The organism is Deinococcus marmoris, assembly GCF_001949125.1.
Lineage (GTDB): Bacteria > Deinococcota > Deinococci > Deinococcales > Deinococcaceae > Deinococcus > Deinococcus marmoris_A.
On the sequence record NZ_MSTI01000157.1, the window covers coordinates 15807 to 32550 of the forward strand.

Annotated in this window: 15 protein-coding genes; 7 read left to right on the plus strand and 8 right to left on the minus strand. The window is 64.1% G+C overall.

Annotated elements, in window-relative coordinates; translation table 11 throughout:
* Window positions 1-128 precede the first annotated feature (128 nt).
* Complete coding sequence (locus BOO71_RS27310; RefSeq protein ID WP_217694936.1) at window positions 129-1055, plus strand: hypothetical protein; 927 nt, start codon at window positions 129-131, stop codon at window positions 1053-1055.
* Window positions 1056-1453: 398 nt separating this feature from the next.
* On the opposite strand, the gene BOO71_RS22645 is transcribed toward BOO71_RS27310, so the two are convergent.
* The 4 genes from BOO71_RS22645 to BOO71_RS28080 all read right to left on the minus strand — a co-directional run bounded on the left by BOO71_RS22645 (window position 1454) and on the right by BOO71_RS28080 (window position 5630).
* Window positions 1454-2128, minus strand: coding sequence for an MIP/aquaporin family protein (locus tag BOO71_RS22645; protein WP_075836356.1), 675 nt, complete (start codon window positions 2126-2128; stop codon window positions 1454-1456).
* An 86-nt stretch (window positions 2129-2214) separates the two neighbouring features.
* Window positions 2215-3183 carry a cysteine synthase A gene (gene cysK, locus BOO71_RS22650; RefSeq protein ID WP_075836450.1) on the minus strand — a complete coding sequence of 323 codons (969 nt, stop codon included), beginning with the start codon at window positions 3181-3183 and terminating at the stop codon, window positions 2215-2217.
* A 167-nt stretch (window positions 3184-3350) separates the two neighbouring features.
* Complete coding sequence (locus tag BOO71_RS22655; RefSeq protein ID WP_075836359.1) at window positions 3351-5420, minus strand: PRC-barrel domain-containing protein; 2070 nt, start codon at window positions 5418-5420, stop codon at window positions 3351-3353.
* 72 nt (window positions 5421-5492) lie between these two features.
* On the minus strand, window positions 5493-5630 hold the full coding sequence (locus BOO71_RS28080; protein ID WP_175607513.1) for a hypothetical protein: 138 nt from the start codon (window positions 5628-5630) through the stop codon (window positions 5493-5495).
* Between the two features lie 259 nt (window positions 5631-5889).
* Here BOO71_RS28080 and BOO71_RS22660 point away from each other — a divergent pair, with 259 nt between their 5' ends.
* The 3 genes from BOO71_RS22660 (at window position 5890) to BOO71_RS22670 (ending at window position 8174) form a co-directional block, all read left to right on the plus strand.
* A complete protein-coding gene (locus tag BOO71_RS22660; protein WP_075836361.1) occupies window positions 5890-6693 on the plus strand; it encodes an ATP-binding protein in 804 nt (267 codons plus the stop codon).
* Window positions 6690-7796: an enolase C-terminal domain-like protein gene (locus tag BOO71_RS22665; protein WP_075836363.1), complete on the plus strand. Its 1107-nt coding sequence runs from the start codon at window positions 6690-6692 to the stop codon at window positions 7794-7796. Before BOO71_RS22660 ends, BOO71_RS22665 begins: the two co-directional genes overlap by 4 nt.
* Window positions 7797-7907: 111 nt before the next feature.
* On the plus strand, window positions 7908-8174 hold the full coding sequence (locus BOO71_RS22670) for a hypothetical protein (protein ID WP_075836365.1): 267 nt from the start codon (window positions 7908-7910) through the stop codon (window positions 8172-8174).
* Between the two features lie 287 nt (window positions 8175-8461).
* Here the strand turns inward: BOO71_RS22670 and BOO71_RS22675 are convergent, their stop codons facing one another.
* Window positions 8462-9679: an MFS transporter gene (locus tag BOO71_RS22675; protein ID WP_075836367.1), complete on the minus strand. Its 1218-nt coding sequence runs from the start codon at window positions 9677-9679 to the stop codon at window positions 8462-8464.
* A gap of 201 nt (window positions 9680-9880) precedes the next feature.
* A complete protein-coding gene (gene nth / locus BOO71_RS22680) occupies window positions 9881-10570 on the minus strand; it encodes an endonuclease III (protein WP_075836369.1) in 690 nt (229 codons plus the stop codon).
* Between the two features lie 83 nt (window positions 10571-10653).
* Here nth and BOO71_RS22685 point away from each other — a divergent pair, with 83 nt between their 5' ends.
* The 3 genes from BOO71_RS22685 to BOO71_RS22695 all read left to right on the plus strand — a co-directional run bounded on the left by BOO71_RS22685 (window position 10654) and on the right by BOO71_RS22695 (window position 14307).
* Window positions 10654-10875, plus strand: a complete 222-nt coding sequence (locus BOO71_RS22685; protein ID WP_075836371.1) for a hypothetical protein — start codon at window positions 10654-10656, stop codon at window positions 10873-10875.
* Between the two features lie 106 nt (window positions 10876-10981).
* Window positions 10982-12649 carry a tyrosine-protein kinase domain-containing protein gene (locus BOO71_RS22690; protein WP_075836372.1) on the plus strand — a complete coding sequence of 556 codons (1668 nt, stop codon included), beginning with the start codon at window positions 10982-10984 and terminating at the stop codon, window positions 12647-12649.
* A 92-nt stretch (window positions 12650-12741) separates the two neighbouring features.
* The gene (locus BOO71_RS22695) at window positions 12742-14307 is read left to right on the plus strand and encodes an O-antigen ligase family protein (protein WP_083653749.1); all 1566 of its coding nucleotides are present in this window, start codon (window positions 12742-12744) and stop codon (window positions 14305-14307) included.
* A 239-nt stretch (window positions 14308-14546) separates the two neighbouring features.
* Here BOO71_RS22695 and BOO71_RS22700 read toward each other — a convergent pair whose 3' ends face one another.
* Both BOO71_RS22700 and BOO71_RS22705 read right to left on the minus strand, forming a co-directional pair.
* Complete coding sequence (locus BOO71_RS22700) at window positions 14547-15923, minus strand: S8 family peptidase (RefSeq protein WP_083653750.1); 1377 nt, start codon at window positions 15921-15923, stop codon at window positions 14547-14549.
* 4 nt (window positions 15924-15927) lie between these two features.
* Window positions 15928-16527 carry a chloramphenicol phosphotransferase CPT family protein gene (locus tag BOO71_RS22705; RefSeq protein WP_075836378.1) on the minus strand — a complete coding sequence of 200 codons (600 nt, stop codon included), beginning with the start codon at window positions 16525-16527 and terminating at the stop codon, window positions 15928-15930.
* Window positions 16528-16744: the final 217 nt, after the last annotated feature.

Consider the following 16744-nt stretch of genomic DNA (forward strand, 5'->3'; position numbering starts at 1 on the left):
ATGAACGCCGAGAGATCGAATTTTACACAAGATATCCTTTTCACACCGCAGAGTAAGACTTGGGGGCTAAGTTGTCACATCTTATAGACAAATATGCTAAAGAAACGAAAATAATTCTCTATAACAATGTGGGCACATACAATGGTCATCATGGGCGATTGTCGGCTTCGTATAGTTTAAACGGTAATGTAAGAATAGAATGGGAGTTTGAATCTCTGACCGAAAGGTGGAATAATTTTAGCCTATTCTTCGACGCTTCCGATATAGATTTAAAAGGGCTTGAGTTTGTAATTAATCATGTAAGAAGCTTTAACTTTGGTGAGACAGGTGGTGATGGAATAGCCGGGACAGCTAAACAAGGAGACTATGAAGAGAGATTTCAATTCTGGCGCGCATTCTATCTGAATGCCTTTTGTGAAACGAATAATGAGCTAAGACAATATTGGAGATGGACATACGATCAGGATGGTAGAAAATCTAAGTTTGATCACACTCAGGTGGAGATTAAATACAGGTCAAATTGGAAAATTATAATTTCAACTCCTAAATATAGAATAGATCAAATGAAGTCCCGTCAAGATTCAGACTATATGATAACTACGTCGATATCGCTGAGCAATCCAAAGGCGAAGCTAGGCATGAAATTTCAAGACGCCTTGCCCGTATTTAAATCGCTAACTTTTATGATGCAATTTTGCTGTGGTGGACATACCTTTCCAGCAATAGTCGAGGCATATGGTTTAAGAGAAGATAATGTAAGATACGAAGCTAAAATGTATTCCTCGGGGCGCGCTACTAGACTTTTTGATTTTCAAGCAACATGGTTCTCGGGAGGATCAGATCTTGGGGCTTATATATCTGGCGTAAGTAGAGTAGATATGATACAAGCTTCGGAAGAGAATTGGCTAGACCTAAATATTTGTCTGTCTTGGTACATACAATCACTCCAGATAAGGGATATGCCCATCAAAGTTAATTCTTTGGGCGCTGGATTAGAAAAAATTGCCTTTTTATACTTGGTAAAACTGACTAATAAAGTTACAAATGAAACATAGAAATCAAAGAAATCCCTAGACGCAAGGATATTCCTGCTCTGTCTCCATTTAGGGACATTAAAATTAATAAACAAGGAGAATATTAAACAATTTATGCACTTGAGGAATAATGCTACGCATGCCGAAAGGGTAGTTGAAGTGTCAGACAAGGGCGCTGCATTCCGTGAGGCTCTTCTAATATTCGAGGAGGCAATGTTAAGCATTTGTGGTTATCCAAGAAGCTATCACAATAGAACAGATGGTAATATGATTTCCAATCCACGGTATGAAATCTTGGATATTGAACGAATATAAAAGAGAGGCGGATCATCGTTGATCCACCTCTTATGCTCACATTTTAAAGTTTTAGTCGCCTGCTTCCAGACCTTTTGACGTTCAGACCTTCAGACAGCGAAGCCTCAGTTAGTCGCGCCCTCGGGCATCGGCTTGGGCCGCAGGTCCTCGGTGTAGTTGGCCAGCCACGCACCCACCGCGCCGCCCAGGACCGGCCCCACGAAGTAGATCCACATGTTGGCCCAGGTGCCGCCCGCCACCGCCGCCCCCAGTGCGCGGGCTGGGTTCATGGTTGCGCCGCTCAGCGGTCCCACGGACAGAATGCCCACCACGATGGTCAGACCCACGATCAGGCCGCCCAGCACGCTTTTCTGGTGAATGGCCACCTTGACCACCACCAGCACCAGGAATGCAGTGGTGATCGCCTCGGCCAGCAGCCCACCGCCCACGCTGACGCCGCTGCCCAGCGCCCCCGCGCCGTAGCCCACCTTGCTCATGGCGGCCTGTCCGGCCACCGCCACGGCAGCAAAGGCCCCCAGGATGCCGCCCACGAACTGCGCGGGAATGAAGGCCAGCGTGTCGCTCCATTTCTGGTGGCCGGTCAGGCTCAGGCCGATGCTGATGGCGGGGTTGAACTGCCCGCCGCTGACGGTGCCCAGCGCCATCGCCATCACGGCAATCGCCAGCCCGTGCGCGAAAGCCACGCCCAGCAACGTTGCGTCGTTGGCGATAGAGAGCATGCCCGCGAACAGCAGGGCAAAGGTACCGATGGCCTCGGCAATGAGCTTCTTGGTCAACATGAGAGGAATTCTAGTAGACTGTCTGATTTTTCACAATCTAATGCTTAGACGACTTACTATTTTGTCCCGTGCTGCTGGACGGGCAGTCAGTTCTGTCCTTCCTGCAAGACCCGTTCGCGCGAGTACGGTTTATACCCTGGCGGAGTTCCAGTCTCGTCACTGAAGAGCGCGGTGGTCAGATAACGCGCCCCGGTGTCGCAGGCGATGGTGGCGACGCGCTTGCCCGCCCCCAGTTCGCGGGCCACCTGCAACGATGCCCAGGCATTGGCCCCACTGCTCATGCCCACGAACACCCCTTCCTCCTGGGCCAGACGGCGCGCCAGCGGGTAAGCGTCTTCCTCCCAGACCGTGATCACGCGGTCAATGATGCCCCGGTCCAGGTTGTCGGGAATGAACCCCGGCCCCATGCCCTGAAAGCCGTGTTCGCCACGCTCGCCACCGCTAAGGACGTTGCTGCGCGCGGGTTCCACGGCGATTACCTGAATGTCTGGATTCTGGGACTTGAGGAACCGCCCCACACCGCTGATGGTGCCGCCCGTGCCGCTGCCGTACACGAAAGCGTCGATGCGTCCGTCCATCTGCTCCCACAGTTCCGGGCCGGTGGTGCGCTCGTGGACGGCGGGGTTGGCCGGGTTGGTGAACTGGCCCATGACCACGGCCCCGGTTTCCTCGGAGATGCGCCCGGCTTCCTCAATGGCGGCCAGCATGCGGCGTTCGGGATCGGTCAGGACCAGTTCCGCGCCGTAGGCTTTCAGCGTCCGCTTGCGCTCCTCGGACATCTGGGCGGGCATGCACAGGATCAGTTTGTAGCCCTTGGCCGCCGCCACCTGTGCCAGCCCCACCCCGGTATTGCCGCTGGTGGGTTCCACGATGGTGCCGCCGGGCTTCAGGCGTCCGCTGCGCTCGGCGTCCTCGATCAGGCCCAGCGCGGTGCGGTCCTTGATGCTGCCGCCGGGGTTCTGGCCCTCCAGTTTCACGAACACGTCCGCCATGCCACTCTCTGTCACGCGGCGCAGTTGCACCAGCGGCGTGTTGCCAATCAGCGTTTCAACCATGCCCGCCAGCATAGGCCCGGTCTGCAATGGACGGGAGGATGTGTCTCCCATTCGCCGCCGGGAAGCCGCTTTCAGGTTCTCGATAGAAAAACCCCCCTCACCGTGGGGAGGGGGATTCGGGCAGGCGAGGGATGTTCAGCCCCGCGCCTGTTTAGCCCTCTGTCTTGTTAACCCTGCGTCTTGGGATCGGTGACGGAACTGGCGGGCAGGTTCTGCTTCCCCAGATCCGGCTGGCTGTCCAGCGCACCCTTGCCGTGTTCGGCGGGACGGCTGTTCATCGGATTGATGTCCGGCGTTTCCATGCTCACGCTGTCCAGCAGAATGTCCAGCACGTCGCCTCCGGTGGCCAGTTCCACGGCCTTGTGGGTCACGATCTCGCCCAGATTCAGGATGATGCTGTCGTCGGGGGCCAGGATCACGCGGTTGACCGGGCGGCCCAGGGCGTCCTTGATGCGCTGCTCGTGGGCGGCCTGCTGGCGCTCGTCCAGCGCCGTTTCGGCATCTTCACGGCGCTCGCCCAGCCAGCCCCTGGCACGCTCGAACAGGTTGCTGGCCCCGCTGGACACGTTCTCCAGGCCACCGGCCAGGGCGGCGCGGGTATCGGTGCCACCTGCCTGTGCCGGGCGGCCCACCGTGGCGGCCAGCAGTTGCTCTTCGACACCCAGGTGCTGGGCACGCTCCAGAATCGCCGCCGTGACGATCTGGCCCTGTGCGGCCACCAGACTGCCGCTAGGACTGCGAACCTCCGTCCTGGCGCGGCGGCCAATGGCGGCCTCGGGGCTGCTGGGGTCCACGGCGACGGCACTGTCGCCGCGCAGGCCGCCCGCAATCGCTCCGCCCGTGGCGACGGCAGTCAGTGCGCCCAGCTTGCCCACCTGCTCGGCACGCTCGGCCTGATACTCGGTGATCACGCCGCCCTTGTACACGATGGCCTCGCCCGCGTCGGAGGCCACGTCCTGGCTGGCGGTCTTGCCCACCACGTAGGTCTTCTGGCGCTCGGCGGTGGCGTCGCGCATGTCGTCGAAGCCACCCTGCACGCGGTCACGGGCGTTGCCGTAGCTGGCGACGATCACGCCGCCCGTGGCGTTGGTGGCCAGCGTGGTCAGCTTGCCGTCCTGCTCGGCGCGGTCTGCCTGCTCGGCGGTGATGATCTGCCCCTTGGTCACGATGGTAGAGCCGTCCTCGGCCAGCAGGTCACTGCCCGCCGCCTTGCCGATCACGTATTCCTTCTGGCGCTCCCTGGAGGCGTCGGCGATATTGCCGTAAGCATCCGAGATCGACCCGCCCGTCGCGGTGGTGGCCAGTGCGCCCAGCTTGCCGTGCTGCTCGGCCAGATCGGCCTGCGCGGCAGTAATCGTGTCGCCCCTGGCCACGATCACGGTGCCGTCTTCCAGGGTCACGTCGCCGCCCGCCGTCTTGCCCACCGCGTATTCCTTCTGGCGCTCCTTAGTGGCGTCGGCGATGTTGCCGTAGGCGTCCGAGATCACGCCGCCCGTCGCGGTGGTGGCCAGCGCGCCCAGTTTGCCGTGCTGCTCGGCCAGATCGGCCTGCTCGGCGGTAATCGTATCGCCCTTGGCCACGATCACCGTGCCGTCTTCCAGGGTGATGTCGCCGCCCGCGTGCTTACCCACCGCGTACTCTTTCTGGCGTTCCTTGGTGGCGTCGGCCACGTTCTCGTAAGCGCCCTTGATCGAGTCGCTCGCGCTGCTGAAGGCACCCTTGATTCCGCCCGGCTCCTGCTCCTGCATGGCGGCGGCCACAGACACCGGCACGATGGCGGCGTGTTCACCGATCTGCACGTTTTCCGGCGCGGGCACGAAGGTCCGCCCGTTGCTCAGGTCCGAGAACAGCCCGCCCGTGGCCTCGTAGCCCTCCACCTTGCCGGTCTTCTCGTCGAAATACACGTCGGCGATCTTGCCCAGGTCCTGCCCATCGGTGGTCAGCAGCGTCATGCCGATCAGGCTGATCTTGCTGTCCAGCACGTCGGCCAGACGGTCATCGTCGCGGGTGGTGGTCACGTGGTCCGCCGAGTCGATCATGATGGCGTCCTCGCCAATCGAACGGATCATCTCGAAGGGCACCACCTTGGCGGCGCGGAACCAGCCGCCCTCGTCGACCAGCAGGCCCAGCACCTCGTTGGCCTGATGATCGAAGATCAGGTCATGCACGTTGTCGATACGCTGGCCCGAGTCGATGGCGACGATGTGCCGCCCCAGAATGTCTTTGCCTTTAATCATGGGTCACGCTCCAATGCGGGGATGGGGAAGTTCAGAAAAAGAAGAAGGTTGAGGAAAAGAAACCGGGCGGCTTTAAATGAAGCCCAGATTGAGGACGCCCTGCGGCTTTAGATAGAGAAAGTACGCCAGCAGGAAAACGACGATGATGACCAACAGGATCAGCAACCAGATGCTGCCACCGCCGCCACGATTGCCTTTGAGTCGGGTCATGTTGCCTCCACCCAAAAGTGTAGAGATGAACGCCGGGTCAGTGATGGCTGAAGTCCTCAGCGGCACTTGTTTTAATCTTGCGGTGGTCTTTATAAAATTTAACAGAGGGCGGATTGGCAGGGAGGAGTGGCTGTCTGTGTCCGTCCTGCTTCCCGTCAGCCTGTGGAGAGTTGCAATAGAAATCAGCGAGGGAAGGTGCAGGCCCCGCTGGCTGCACCACCCCGAACGCCCCTTGTGGCCGCCGTGTAGCCTGAGCGGTGTGAACGCTCCCCCGAGCCTGCCTTTTCTCCGTGCCGACGTTGCGGCTGATGCTGCGCCTTCTGAAGCCACGTCTGCCCGGACGGGTGAGCGCCTGCTGGGTGAGTTGCCGCTGACCGTGCTGGTGGGCGTGACCGGCGTGGGCAAAAGCACGGCGCTGGACGCGTTGCAGGCGCTGGGTGGCCAGAAGGTGCTGCCGGACCGCCGCGAGGTCACGGACGCCGTGATGATCTGGCCGGCGGTGGGCCGCGCCGTGACGGACCGTGAGGAACGCTTCGCCCTGACCGCGCAGTACCGCGCCGCCCACCCCGGCGGCATGGCGCAGGCGCTGGGATCGCTGCTGGCCGACACCCGCCACTGGGGGACGGCCCCGCTGTTCGACGGCCTGCGCGGTCTGGACGAGGTGACTTACGCTGCCCGGAGCTTTCCAGCATGGCGTTTCGTGGCGCTGGGCGCACCCGACGCCGTGCGCGTGCGCCGCCTGCTGGGCCGCGCCGACGCTTTTGACCGGGTGGTGGAGACCGGAACTGGCGGCGAACTGCGGGCCGAGCTGGACGGGCTGGCAGGCGTTTCCGAGGTCTTTTCTCCTGCGGAACTGGATAGTCTGGCCGCGCTGGAAGGACCGGAGTGCGCGGCAGCCGAGGTGCTGGCAAAGGTGCGGATCGTGCTGAGCGAGCGCCGCCAGTACGATCCCGCCGCCGCCGAAGCGTTTTTGCGCGGGCTACCGCCGGGGCGGGCACTGATTCTGGACACCGTGGCCCTGAATCCAGCCCAGGTGGCGCGGGCCATACAGGAATGGGCATGAGCGACTTTGAACTGCCCAGCGGCGTCACAATCAAACAGATCAAGGCCATTCCCTACCGGCTACCGCTGACCTCCGCGCTGGCGTGGGGCGCGCATTCGGCCATGAGCGCCGCCGAGCATGTGCTGGTGCGCGTGACCCTCTCTGACGGCACGGTGGGGCAGGCCGAGGCCACGCCGCGCCCCACCATCTACGGCGAGACGCCCGCCAGCGTGGGGGCGATCCTGGCCCACCTCTCCCCGGCGCTGAGCGGGCTGGATATTGCCGACGAGGACGGCCTGAACCGGGTGCGAAACAGCGTGGCGAACAACCACACGGCGCGCGGCGCGCTGGACATGGCGCTGCACGACGCCCGCGCCCGCGCCGGGGGAAAAACGCTGTTCGATACGCTGATGGGGCCGAATTCCCGCGTGCGCGTCAGTTTTATCCTGGGTCTGGGCACCCCCGCCGACATGCTGGCCGAGGCCGAACGGGTGGTGGCGGCGGGCGTGCGCTGCCTGAAGGTCAAGGTGGGCCGCAACCACGCCCGCGATCTGGCGGTCATTTCCGAGTTGCGCCGTACCTTCGGCTCTGAGGTGCTGCTGTACGCCGACAGCAACGAGACGCTGACCCCGGAGACCGCTCCCGCCGCCCTGAACGCCATGTGGGAGGTCGGGCTGCTGTACGTGGAAGAACCGTTGCCGGTGCGCCAACTGCGGGCACGCGCCGACCTGCACGCCCGCAGCCTCCTGCCCATCGTGGCCGACGACAGTTGCTTTACCCCCGCCGATCTGGAACGCGAACTGGACTTTGGTACCTTCGACGTGCTGAACGTCAAGACCGCCCGCAACGGCTTTACCGACGGCGCGTGGATGCTGCGCGAGGCGGCCCGGCGCGGCAAACGCGGCATGGTGGGATCGCAGGCCAGCACCGGGCTGGGGACCCTGCACGCCGCCCTGCTCTCCACCCGCGCCGAGGTGACCGAGCCGTGCGAACTGAGCTTCGTGCTGAAGTTGCAGGATGATCTGCTGAACCTGCCGATCACCTTCGAGGACGGCTGGCTGGACGTGAATGGTCTGCGCGAGCATGCGGTGGACCCGCAGAAGCTGGCGCGTTACCGCCTGTAAACCTCTGCCGAACTGCTGGGGGTGACGGGCATACCCCATGCGCCCTGCGCTGTTTCGCCGGAATTCTATGCAGGTGACAGACCTGTCAGAAAACGGCGCGGATAATGAGGCATGGATCAAGGAATGCTCAACGCTCTGGCGCTTCCTCTACTGTTCAGCATCTGCGGCGGCCTCTACCTGTACCTGCGTTTTCCCGAACGCCGCCCACGCGCCCTGCTGGTCATGACCCTGTTTCAACTGGTGGGAGCCTACGGCTACGCCACCGCCCCAGAAGAGGGCCTGTTCGGCCTGCTGATCCTGCACGCGGCGGTGGTCTTTGTGCTGCTGGTACGCCACCTGCAAGCGCCCACGCTGCTGCCGGGCAACATTCCCCAGTAATGCAAAATTGAGAGGAACCGAAGACCAATCCAGGCGAGGCTTGCAGAGCTGCGCCGCTGAGAAGTAATCCCATACGGGTGCTATCTCACGCCGAGCGAAAGAACAGGAAAATACCAACAGGCGACGAGGTTGGCGGCTCCCATCGGAGGCCGCCATTTTTGATGCTCCAGCGCTGTCGTGCTGGCGTTTAGTGTTGGACGGACTTGAGCCAACACCCGGAAATCCGGGCCGCACAGAGACAGCAATCTCGTCCTGAACAGCCTTCAGAGAAAGTGTCGCAGACTGAGCTACACCGGCAAAGTCAACGCCTGCCGCCGCGCCGGACGGTACAGCCCCAGATAAATGGCGATCACGCTTCCGCCGTACATCAACAGGGTCCAGCCGAACAGCACCTGAAAGGCGAGGGTAAACGGCAACTGACCGCGCACCACGCCCGCCAGCACGCTGCTGATGGCCCAGCCCGAATCCCAGGCGATGATGTTCAGGGCCGAGTACATTGGGCGGTCATCCTCGTCCAATGAGGACATGGCGTATGCGCCGTACACCGGTCCGGCGGCGTTCATCAGCGCCCCGCGCGTGAACAGGGCCAGGGTGACCATCCACAGGTGGGGCGCGAAACCCAGCAGGGCCAGAAACGGCAGGCTGCTGGCCTGGACCAGCAAGACCACCTGCAATTGCCCCAGACGGCGCACCAGCAGCGGCTGAAGCAGCGCAGTGGCCGCCGTCGCCAGACTGGCCCACGCGAACAGTTGGCCCAGGCTGGCGTAATTGATCTGGAATTTGCCCTCGATAAACACGTTTAGAAACGGAATGGTGGCCCCGGCCCCCAGTCCCACCAGCAGGTTGGGCAAGATCAGCCGGAACATCGCCCGTTTATCGCGCACGGCAAAACTGCGCCCGGTCTGGGACGTTTTGCCGCTGGGCTTGAGTTTCAGGGCGGGAAGGAGGCCCAGCAGTTGCAGGAAGGTGGCGACGAGCAGAGCGGTTCGTAAGGCCCCCAGGCCAGTCGGCTCGGTCTGGGTGAACAGCGCGTAGGCTTCCGGCACGCGCCCGCCGATCAGGTTGCCCACGAAGCCCGCGCCGGTCATCAGGGCGCTCTGGACGCTGAACAGGGTGACGCGGCTGCTGTCGTCGCTGTTGTTCGCCATAAAGGGCGATCCGGCCACCATGATCAGCGCCGAGCCTGCGCCCTGCACCAGCGCGCCTATGACGATGCCGAGTGGCCCACCTGCCAGCGCCAGGATCAGCGTGCCCAGGAGGCTCAGGGCCACCCCGATCTTGATGGTGTGCGCGTTGCTGATGCGGCGGGCCAGCGCCACGGCGGGCAGGCTCAGGAACACCAGCGTCAGCGCGGGCAGCGCGTTCATGATGCCCTGCCACTCCGGCCCCAGCCCCAGCGCCCGCAGGTAGAAGTTCAGGAACAGGGCCAGAAACGCCTGTGCCAGTCCAAAGGAAAAAGAGGTGGTCAGGAACAGCCAGACCTGTGGCGAAAAGCGCCAGGTCATACGGACTCCGATTGAAAAGTGTTGAAAACACCTGGAAATCCGAGCGGGCGTCCAAGCGTCCTCATGGGCGCTGTTCTGGGCAAGACAGTGAGAAGGAGAAAAACGGGTTCCGGGCGTGGAGTGCAGGAATCGGCGCTGTCCCGATTTCTGCGCGAAACAGACGGAATCTGTATCACAGGCGGCCCCGTGAGGCGTCGTTGCTCAACCCTCCACCCCCACCTTCGGGCAGAACGCTGCCATCTCGCACACCGCGCACTGCGGGTTGCGGGCCATGCACACGCGCCGCCCGTGCAGGATCAGCGCGTGGTGCAGGAAGATCCAGCGTTCACGCGGAAACAGTTTTTGCAGGTCCAGTTCCACCTTGTCGGGGTTGGTCTGCGTGCTGAGGCCCAGTCGGCGCGCGAGGCGGCCCACATGGGTATCCACCGCGATGGCCGGATAGCCGTAAGCGTTGCTGAGGACCACGTTGGCGGTCTTGCGCCCCGCGCCGGGCAGGGCCACCACGTCCTCAAAATCGTTGGGCACCTCGCCGCCATGCCGCTCGATCATCAACCGCGCCAGCGCCGCCAGATTGCGCGCCTTGCCCCGGTACAGGCCGATGCGCCGGATGAACGGCTCGATGTCTTCCGCAGATGCCTGACTCATGGCCTGGGCGTCCGGGTACTGCTCAAAGAGGGCGGGCGTGGCGGCATTCACGCTGACATCGGTGGCCTGGGCGCTCAGGACGGTGGCGACGAGCAGCTCGAAGGGTGTACTGAACTCCAGTTCGGTGCGGGCGTCGGGGTACAGGTGTTCCAATGCCAAGAGGACCTGTGGAGCGCGCGCCCCGGCCCCCCTTGGCAGGCGAACTGAGCCGCGCCCAGCGGGTTTTTTGGGGGCAGAGGAAGTCACGCTTTCAAACTAGCGCCTCAGGCCGTGAATCGTCCGCCCGGAACGGACGCAACCTTTCTTCTGCCCGCCTCGTACAGTGGGGCATGAGAGTCGTCTCCCTGATCTTCGGCATCCTGGCTGCACTGGGCCTGTTGCTGGGCTTCCTGCCGTTCTTTGGCTGGCTCAACTGGATTTTTGTGCTGCCGCCCGCCGTGCTGGGCCTGATCTTCGGAGCCATGAGCCGGGACCGGGGCGCGGTGACGCTGAGCGCCGTCGTGGCCGTGCTGGGCGCGCTGCGGCTGATGCTGGGCGGCGGCGTGATCTGAAAAAAGGTCCACTTATACTGGACAGTTGGTTGGTTTTTTACTTTCCGGGAAACTTGACTGGGTGACTGTTAGGACCCCTCACTTTTAAGCCTTAGACTTGAGCTGAATGCAGAGCGCACCTCCCAGCCCCGTGAATGCGGATCAAATTGACCTTCGACAGGTTTTCGGCACCCTCAGGCGGTACGCGCCGCTGCTGATCCTGACCCCGCTGGTGGTGGCGGGCGGGACGTATCTGCTGTCCAGTCGGCAGGCCCCGGTGTACGAGTCCAGTGCCAGCATCATCGCGGTGGACAGCAATGCCCAGAACTCGCTGATCAACAACACGCTGGTTACGGCCCCGCCGCTGCCACAGGGCGCAGTGGAGCAGGTGCTGCACAGCCGCAATCTGGTGGCCACCATCATCGGACGGCTGGAAAAGAGCAATTTACCGCCGGAGATCATCCGCAAGATGCGCGCGGACCTGAGCAAGGAACTCTCGGCCAACGTCTTCAAGCGCCTGACTGTACTCGCCCGCCTGGACACCCAGCAGCGCGGCGTGTACGAGATCCAGGCGCAGGCCGAGACCCCCGCAGCGGCCATGCAACTGGCTCAGGACGGGGTGGCCGCATTGCTGGACTGGGACAATGCCCGCGCCAAGCAGAGCGTGACCCGCTCGCGCCAGAGCCTGCAAGGGCAGCTCCAGAATCTGACGGCGCGCATTGATTCTATTCAGGACCCGCTGGAACGCCAGAGTCTGGTGGCAGCGCGCGGCCAGGTGCTGCAAAACCTGTCGCAGATGGCGGTGCTGGAAACGGCAGCCACCGGCACGCTGATTCCGGTGGCAGATGCAGTGGCCCCCAACCGGGCCGTCTCACCGCGCCCACTGCGCAATGCGGCTCTGGCCGGACTGCTGGCGCTGTTCCTGGCCACAGGTGTGGTGCTGCTGAGCGACAGCCTGCGCCGCCGGGTCAACGGCACCGAGGATCTGCTGCCGCTGGGCCTGCCGGTGCTGGCGCAGTTGCCGCTGGTGCGCCGCCGCAATCTTGCACAGGGTTTTCTGCCCGCCAGCCACAGCGGCCCGCTGTACGAGAGCATCGGCTTCCTGCGAATTAACGTCATGTCCATGCTGGGCGAGGGCACCCACCGCCGTCTGGTCATTTCCAGCTCCTATCCCGGCGAGGGCAAGAGTTCGATGACGGCGGCGCTGGCCGAGAGCCTGGGCGCGGCTGGACAGAAGGTGCTGGTCATTGACGCGGACTTGCGCCGTCCCACCCAGCTCAAGGTCTGGGCACCGGACCGGATTGGCACCCACCCCCTGTCCAGCACCGACGCCAGCCTGCCGCCCGCCAATACTGTGACTGAAATGTTCCTGCGCCCGAACGCCGCCCACGCCACACGTGTCGCAACCAATGTGGACCTACTTCCTGCCGGGCCACCTCACCGTGGAGACGGCGCGGGCAGCATCCTGAACCAGCCCGCCTTCCGCACATATCTGGACCGCTGGGCGCAGGGCTACGATTACGTGCTGATCGATACCCCGCCCATGCTAGGCCTGCCCGATACACTGGCCGTGGCCCCCTACACCGATGGTGTGATTCTGGTGGTAGAGGGCGGTAAGACCCGCCTGAACGATGTGGAGCGCAGCCTGCAAAACGCGCGCGTGGCCAACGTGACCATGCTGGGCATCGTGCTGAACAAGATCGCCCGGACCAACGACTCGTATTACGCTTACGCCTATGGCACGGCAGACCAGAAAGCGGACGCGGCCCCCGTATTGCCCACAGGCCGGGGCTGAGCGGCCACGGGGCGCAAATCAATCGCCGGGAACTTGAGGGGAAGAGATGATCTCTTCCTCTTTTGCACGTTTCCGCCCCGCTCCAGCCTTCCATGACGACTGAAGACACCACGACCCAGCCCCAGCCCGTCGCCCCGACCCGGCTCTGGATTCGCGTGTGGCTGGCGCTGCTGGCCCCACTGTATTTCTTCGCACCTGTGGCGGTATTTGCCCTGCCCGCACTGCGCCGTCTGCCCCGCCTGGTGTGGTGGGTGCTGGGGTTTTACGCTGTGACCCAGCAACTTCCGGCGCTGCTGACCCCGGAACCGCTGATCAACTCCGGGCTGGCGCTGACACGCACGCTGCTGATGTTCGGGTTTATGGCGCTGGGCACGTCCCTGAACAGCACCCGCCAACTGGCCCCGCTGGGCGTGGGGCTGGCGGTGGTGTACGTCACGGCACTGGGCCTGACAGGTATCGATGGCCTCAACCCCCTGAGCCAGCGCCTGGGCCACCCCTATATGACCCCCATCACGCTGGGACTGGCCGGGGCGGCAGGGATCTGGATGGCGCTGTTCGCCGGGGGAAAATTGTGGTGGCGCGTGCCGCTAGGGACGGTGGCGCTGGGCATTCTGTTGCTGTCGGGCAGCCGGGGACCGCTGCTGGCGGCGCTGCTGGGCACGGCGCTGGGCTTCGCGGTGCGCCAGAGCCGCCGGGTGGCGCTGGGTATCCTGGCTGGGGCGGCGCTGCTGGCCGGAGGCTTTTACGCTGGTACCCGGCTGGATCTGCCCGCCATCAACCGGCTGAGCAACTCGGATACCTCCGGGCGCGATCTGGTCTGGAACAACGCCCTGTCGGTGATCCGCAGCGAGCCGATCAGCGGCGTGGGCAGCTACCGTCTGGGCGCGCGGCTGTCCCCGCCCGGCGAGAAATGCACGCTGTGGCCCGCCCCAGACGGCACCCTGGCCCCCTGTCCGGCCTGGATAGACCGCCTGGGCCAGCCGTGGTTGATCGCCCACAACGTCACCCTGCAACAACTGGCCGAGACTGGGCCGCTGGGCCTGCTGGGCCTGTTCGTGCTGCTGGGCGTGGGCGTGGCGGCAGCGTGGCGACAGCGCGATCCGCTGGGCATCGCGGTCCTCGCGGGCCTGCTGGTGGCCACCGCCAACGACAACACCCTGATCGTCCCCGGTCCCTTTGTGGGCGAGCTGTTCTGGGTCACCATAGGCTCCGTGCTGGCGCGCATGCCACAGCGTTCTCCCGCCGTGGGCTGGGCCGGGGGCGCGGCAGCGGCGGGATTGCTGGCTGCCCTCTCGTTTCCGCTGCTGGTGGGGGCGCTGCGGCCCGCGCCCGCGATCAAAGCCTCGCTGGACGCCCTGATCGCCCCGCGAAACGTTCAGGACACCCAGAACTATCAGGCGTTCGTGCGACTGAACCTGCCGCCCGGCCCCTACCGCGTGTCCCTGCGGGCCTGCCAGAGCAGTTGCTCCACCATCATCACGCTGCCGGTCACCGCCCCCGCCAGCGGACCCACGGCCCTGCTCAAGCTGAGCGGCAACCTGTATGACGCGGCAACGCAACGCGTGGAATTGCTAGTTTATCCGGGCGAAGGCTCGGTGCGTCCGCAGCCGCTGGCGCAGACCTCGTGGACAGTGACGCGCACGGCGAAATCACCCTGAACAGCAGGGGTTGACCATCAATGGTTCGGACGTTCTCGGCAACGACTTGGGGGCGAGACCCGAAACGCACTTCTCCGTCCCTAGTCAACTGGCAGATGGACAGAGCCGCGCCTCAGCTCAGCCTTGATCGGCTCAGAGACTTCAGGGCCGTCGCCACAAAAGGCGAGGCCGCCATTTCCTTGCCGTGCCACACGTCGCCTGCAACCTGCTACGGCTTCTGGGTTTTGATCAGACGGACCCTAGCGCAATGCGGCGCGCACGGCGGCGGCGGCGTCCAGCACGGGCAGGCCGCTGGAACGGTTGACATTCGCCAGCAGAAGGGTGCGGGTCTGTTCCGCGCTCAGACCGGGGTTTGCGCCGCGCATCAGGGCCACGACGCCGCTGACCAGCGGGGCGGAGAAACTGGTGCCCGCCTCCAGCCCATAGCCGCCGCCAGATGCCAGCACAGGAATGTCCAGTTCCGGCGTGCTGCCCGGACAGATGCCGCCTACCCCACCCGGCGCGACGATGTCCAGCACGCGGGGATGCTGGGCATTTGGGCGGGCACTGTAGCAGGCCAGTGCGTTGTCGCTACTACCTAGCGCCCCGACGGCGATCACGTCCGGGTGGCTGGCCGGGTAATAGACCCCTTCACTGGCCGAGTTGCCCGCCGCCGCGACGATCACCGCCGTTTTTGCCGCCGCCGTGAGGGCCGCATCCAGCACCGCGTCCTCGATTCCCGGCGCACCCAGACTGATGTTGATGACTCTGGCTCCCTGCTGAACGGCGTAGTTCAGTCCGGCAGTCAGGTCCGCTGTGCTGCCATTGCCGCTGCTGTCCAGCACCTCGATCCCCATGACTGGCCCGCTCCAGACCACGCCCGCGAGGCCCACGCCGTTGTTGGTCCTCGCGCCGATCAGACCCGTGACCTCGGTGCCGTGTTCGCTGGCCGTGACCTCACCCGTAGCGGGGCCAGCCGCCAGACAGGACACCCCGGCTTCCAGGCGGCCCTGCAATTCGGGATGGCTGCGGTCCGGGGCCGAGTCCAGCACGGCGATCCTGGCCCCCAGCGGCGTTTTGCCCGCCGCCGTCAGTGCGTCCCAGGCCGCCGGAACGCGGGCGCGCACCAGATAGTTCTGGAACACGTTGACGCCTCCCACCTTCAGGCCTGCGTTGCCCGGAAAGGCGGGATCGTTCGGCAGGGCCAGCGCCCGGTACACGTAGTTGGGCTGGGTCCGCAGACCCGCCGCCCCCAGGCGCTGCGCGAAGGCCCGGTCATCCTCGCCCGCCGGAGTCCGCGCCAGTTGCACGCCGGGCACCACGGCCTGCGTCTGCACGCCGGACAGCGCGCTGAGGGCCTGGGCACTCAGGTTCGTGGCAGCGCCGCCCTGCAAGATCAGCACCTGTCCCGGCACATGCGCGGCGCTCCAGTCGGACGTGGCCTGTGGCCAGCTCAGGGGCGCGGCCTCCAGTGAAGCTGCGCCCACCCCGGCGGCCCCCAGGGTGCGGCAGGCTGCCGGGGTGGGCGGCTCAACCGGGTCTGGCCTGGGCATCGGCTCCGGCGTGACCGGCTGGTCCAGACAGGCGGTCAGAAGCAGCGGCAACAGCAGGGCGGACATCAGCACACGGCGGGGCATGATTTCAGGGTACAGGCCCCGAAGCTGAGACGCGTGGGGCCGCCGCTTCCCCGGCTGGACCGCTGCCCCAGATGTGTGGCGCGGTGCGGGCCGTCCAACCCCCGATCACCCGCGCCACGTTGTGCAGCAGGGCGTCCCCACAGTCGATTTCCAGGTCATAGGCGCTGAAGGTATGCACGGTCCGGGCGTCGCGGCGGGCCTCACCCGTCTGGCGGTCCCCACGCGCCGCCTCGCGCCGTTCCAGTTCCCCCACCGGGCAGTGCAGACCCACCAGATACACGTCGTGCGGGGCCAGCAGTTCGCGCAGGTGGTCCCGCTGCGCCCTGTTCTCAATGATCAGGTCCACCACCAGATTGTTCCCGGCCTCCAGCAACGCGGGCAGGCAGCGGTAGAAGCCGCCGAAGACCTGCGGGCGGATGCGCGGCCAGTCGCGGACCTTTCCCTGGGGGGTGCGCGGCAGCACGTCGGCACCGAACATAAAAAAGTCCAGCGAGAAATGCAGAAAGGGGATGTCCAGGGCGTCCCGCAGCGCGCGGCAGAGGGTGGTCTTTCCGGCGCTGGACGCCCCGTTGATCAGGATGATGTGGCCGGGCAGCGGGGTCATGGCCCCAGTCTCCCATTCAATTCCTTCTCTTCAATCCAGCTTCAACCCACCCAATCCAGCGCCCGTGTTAATCCAGCGCTCGTGTTAATCCAGTGCCCGTACTCATACAGCGCCCGTGTTTCGGTACGGCCCAGCACGCGCGGTAATGCGCCCGTAATGCCGGGGGAAGAGGCTGTTTCCAGTCCAGAAGCCTGCACGCACGCACGTCTAGCACTCA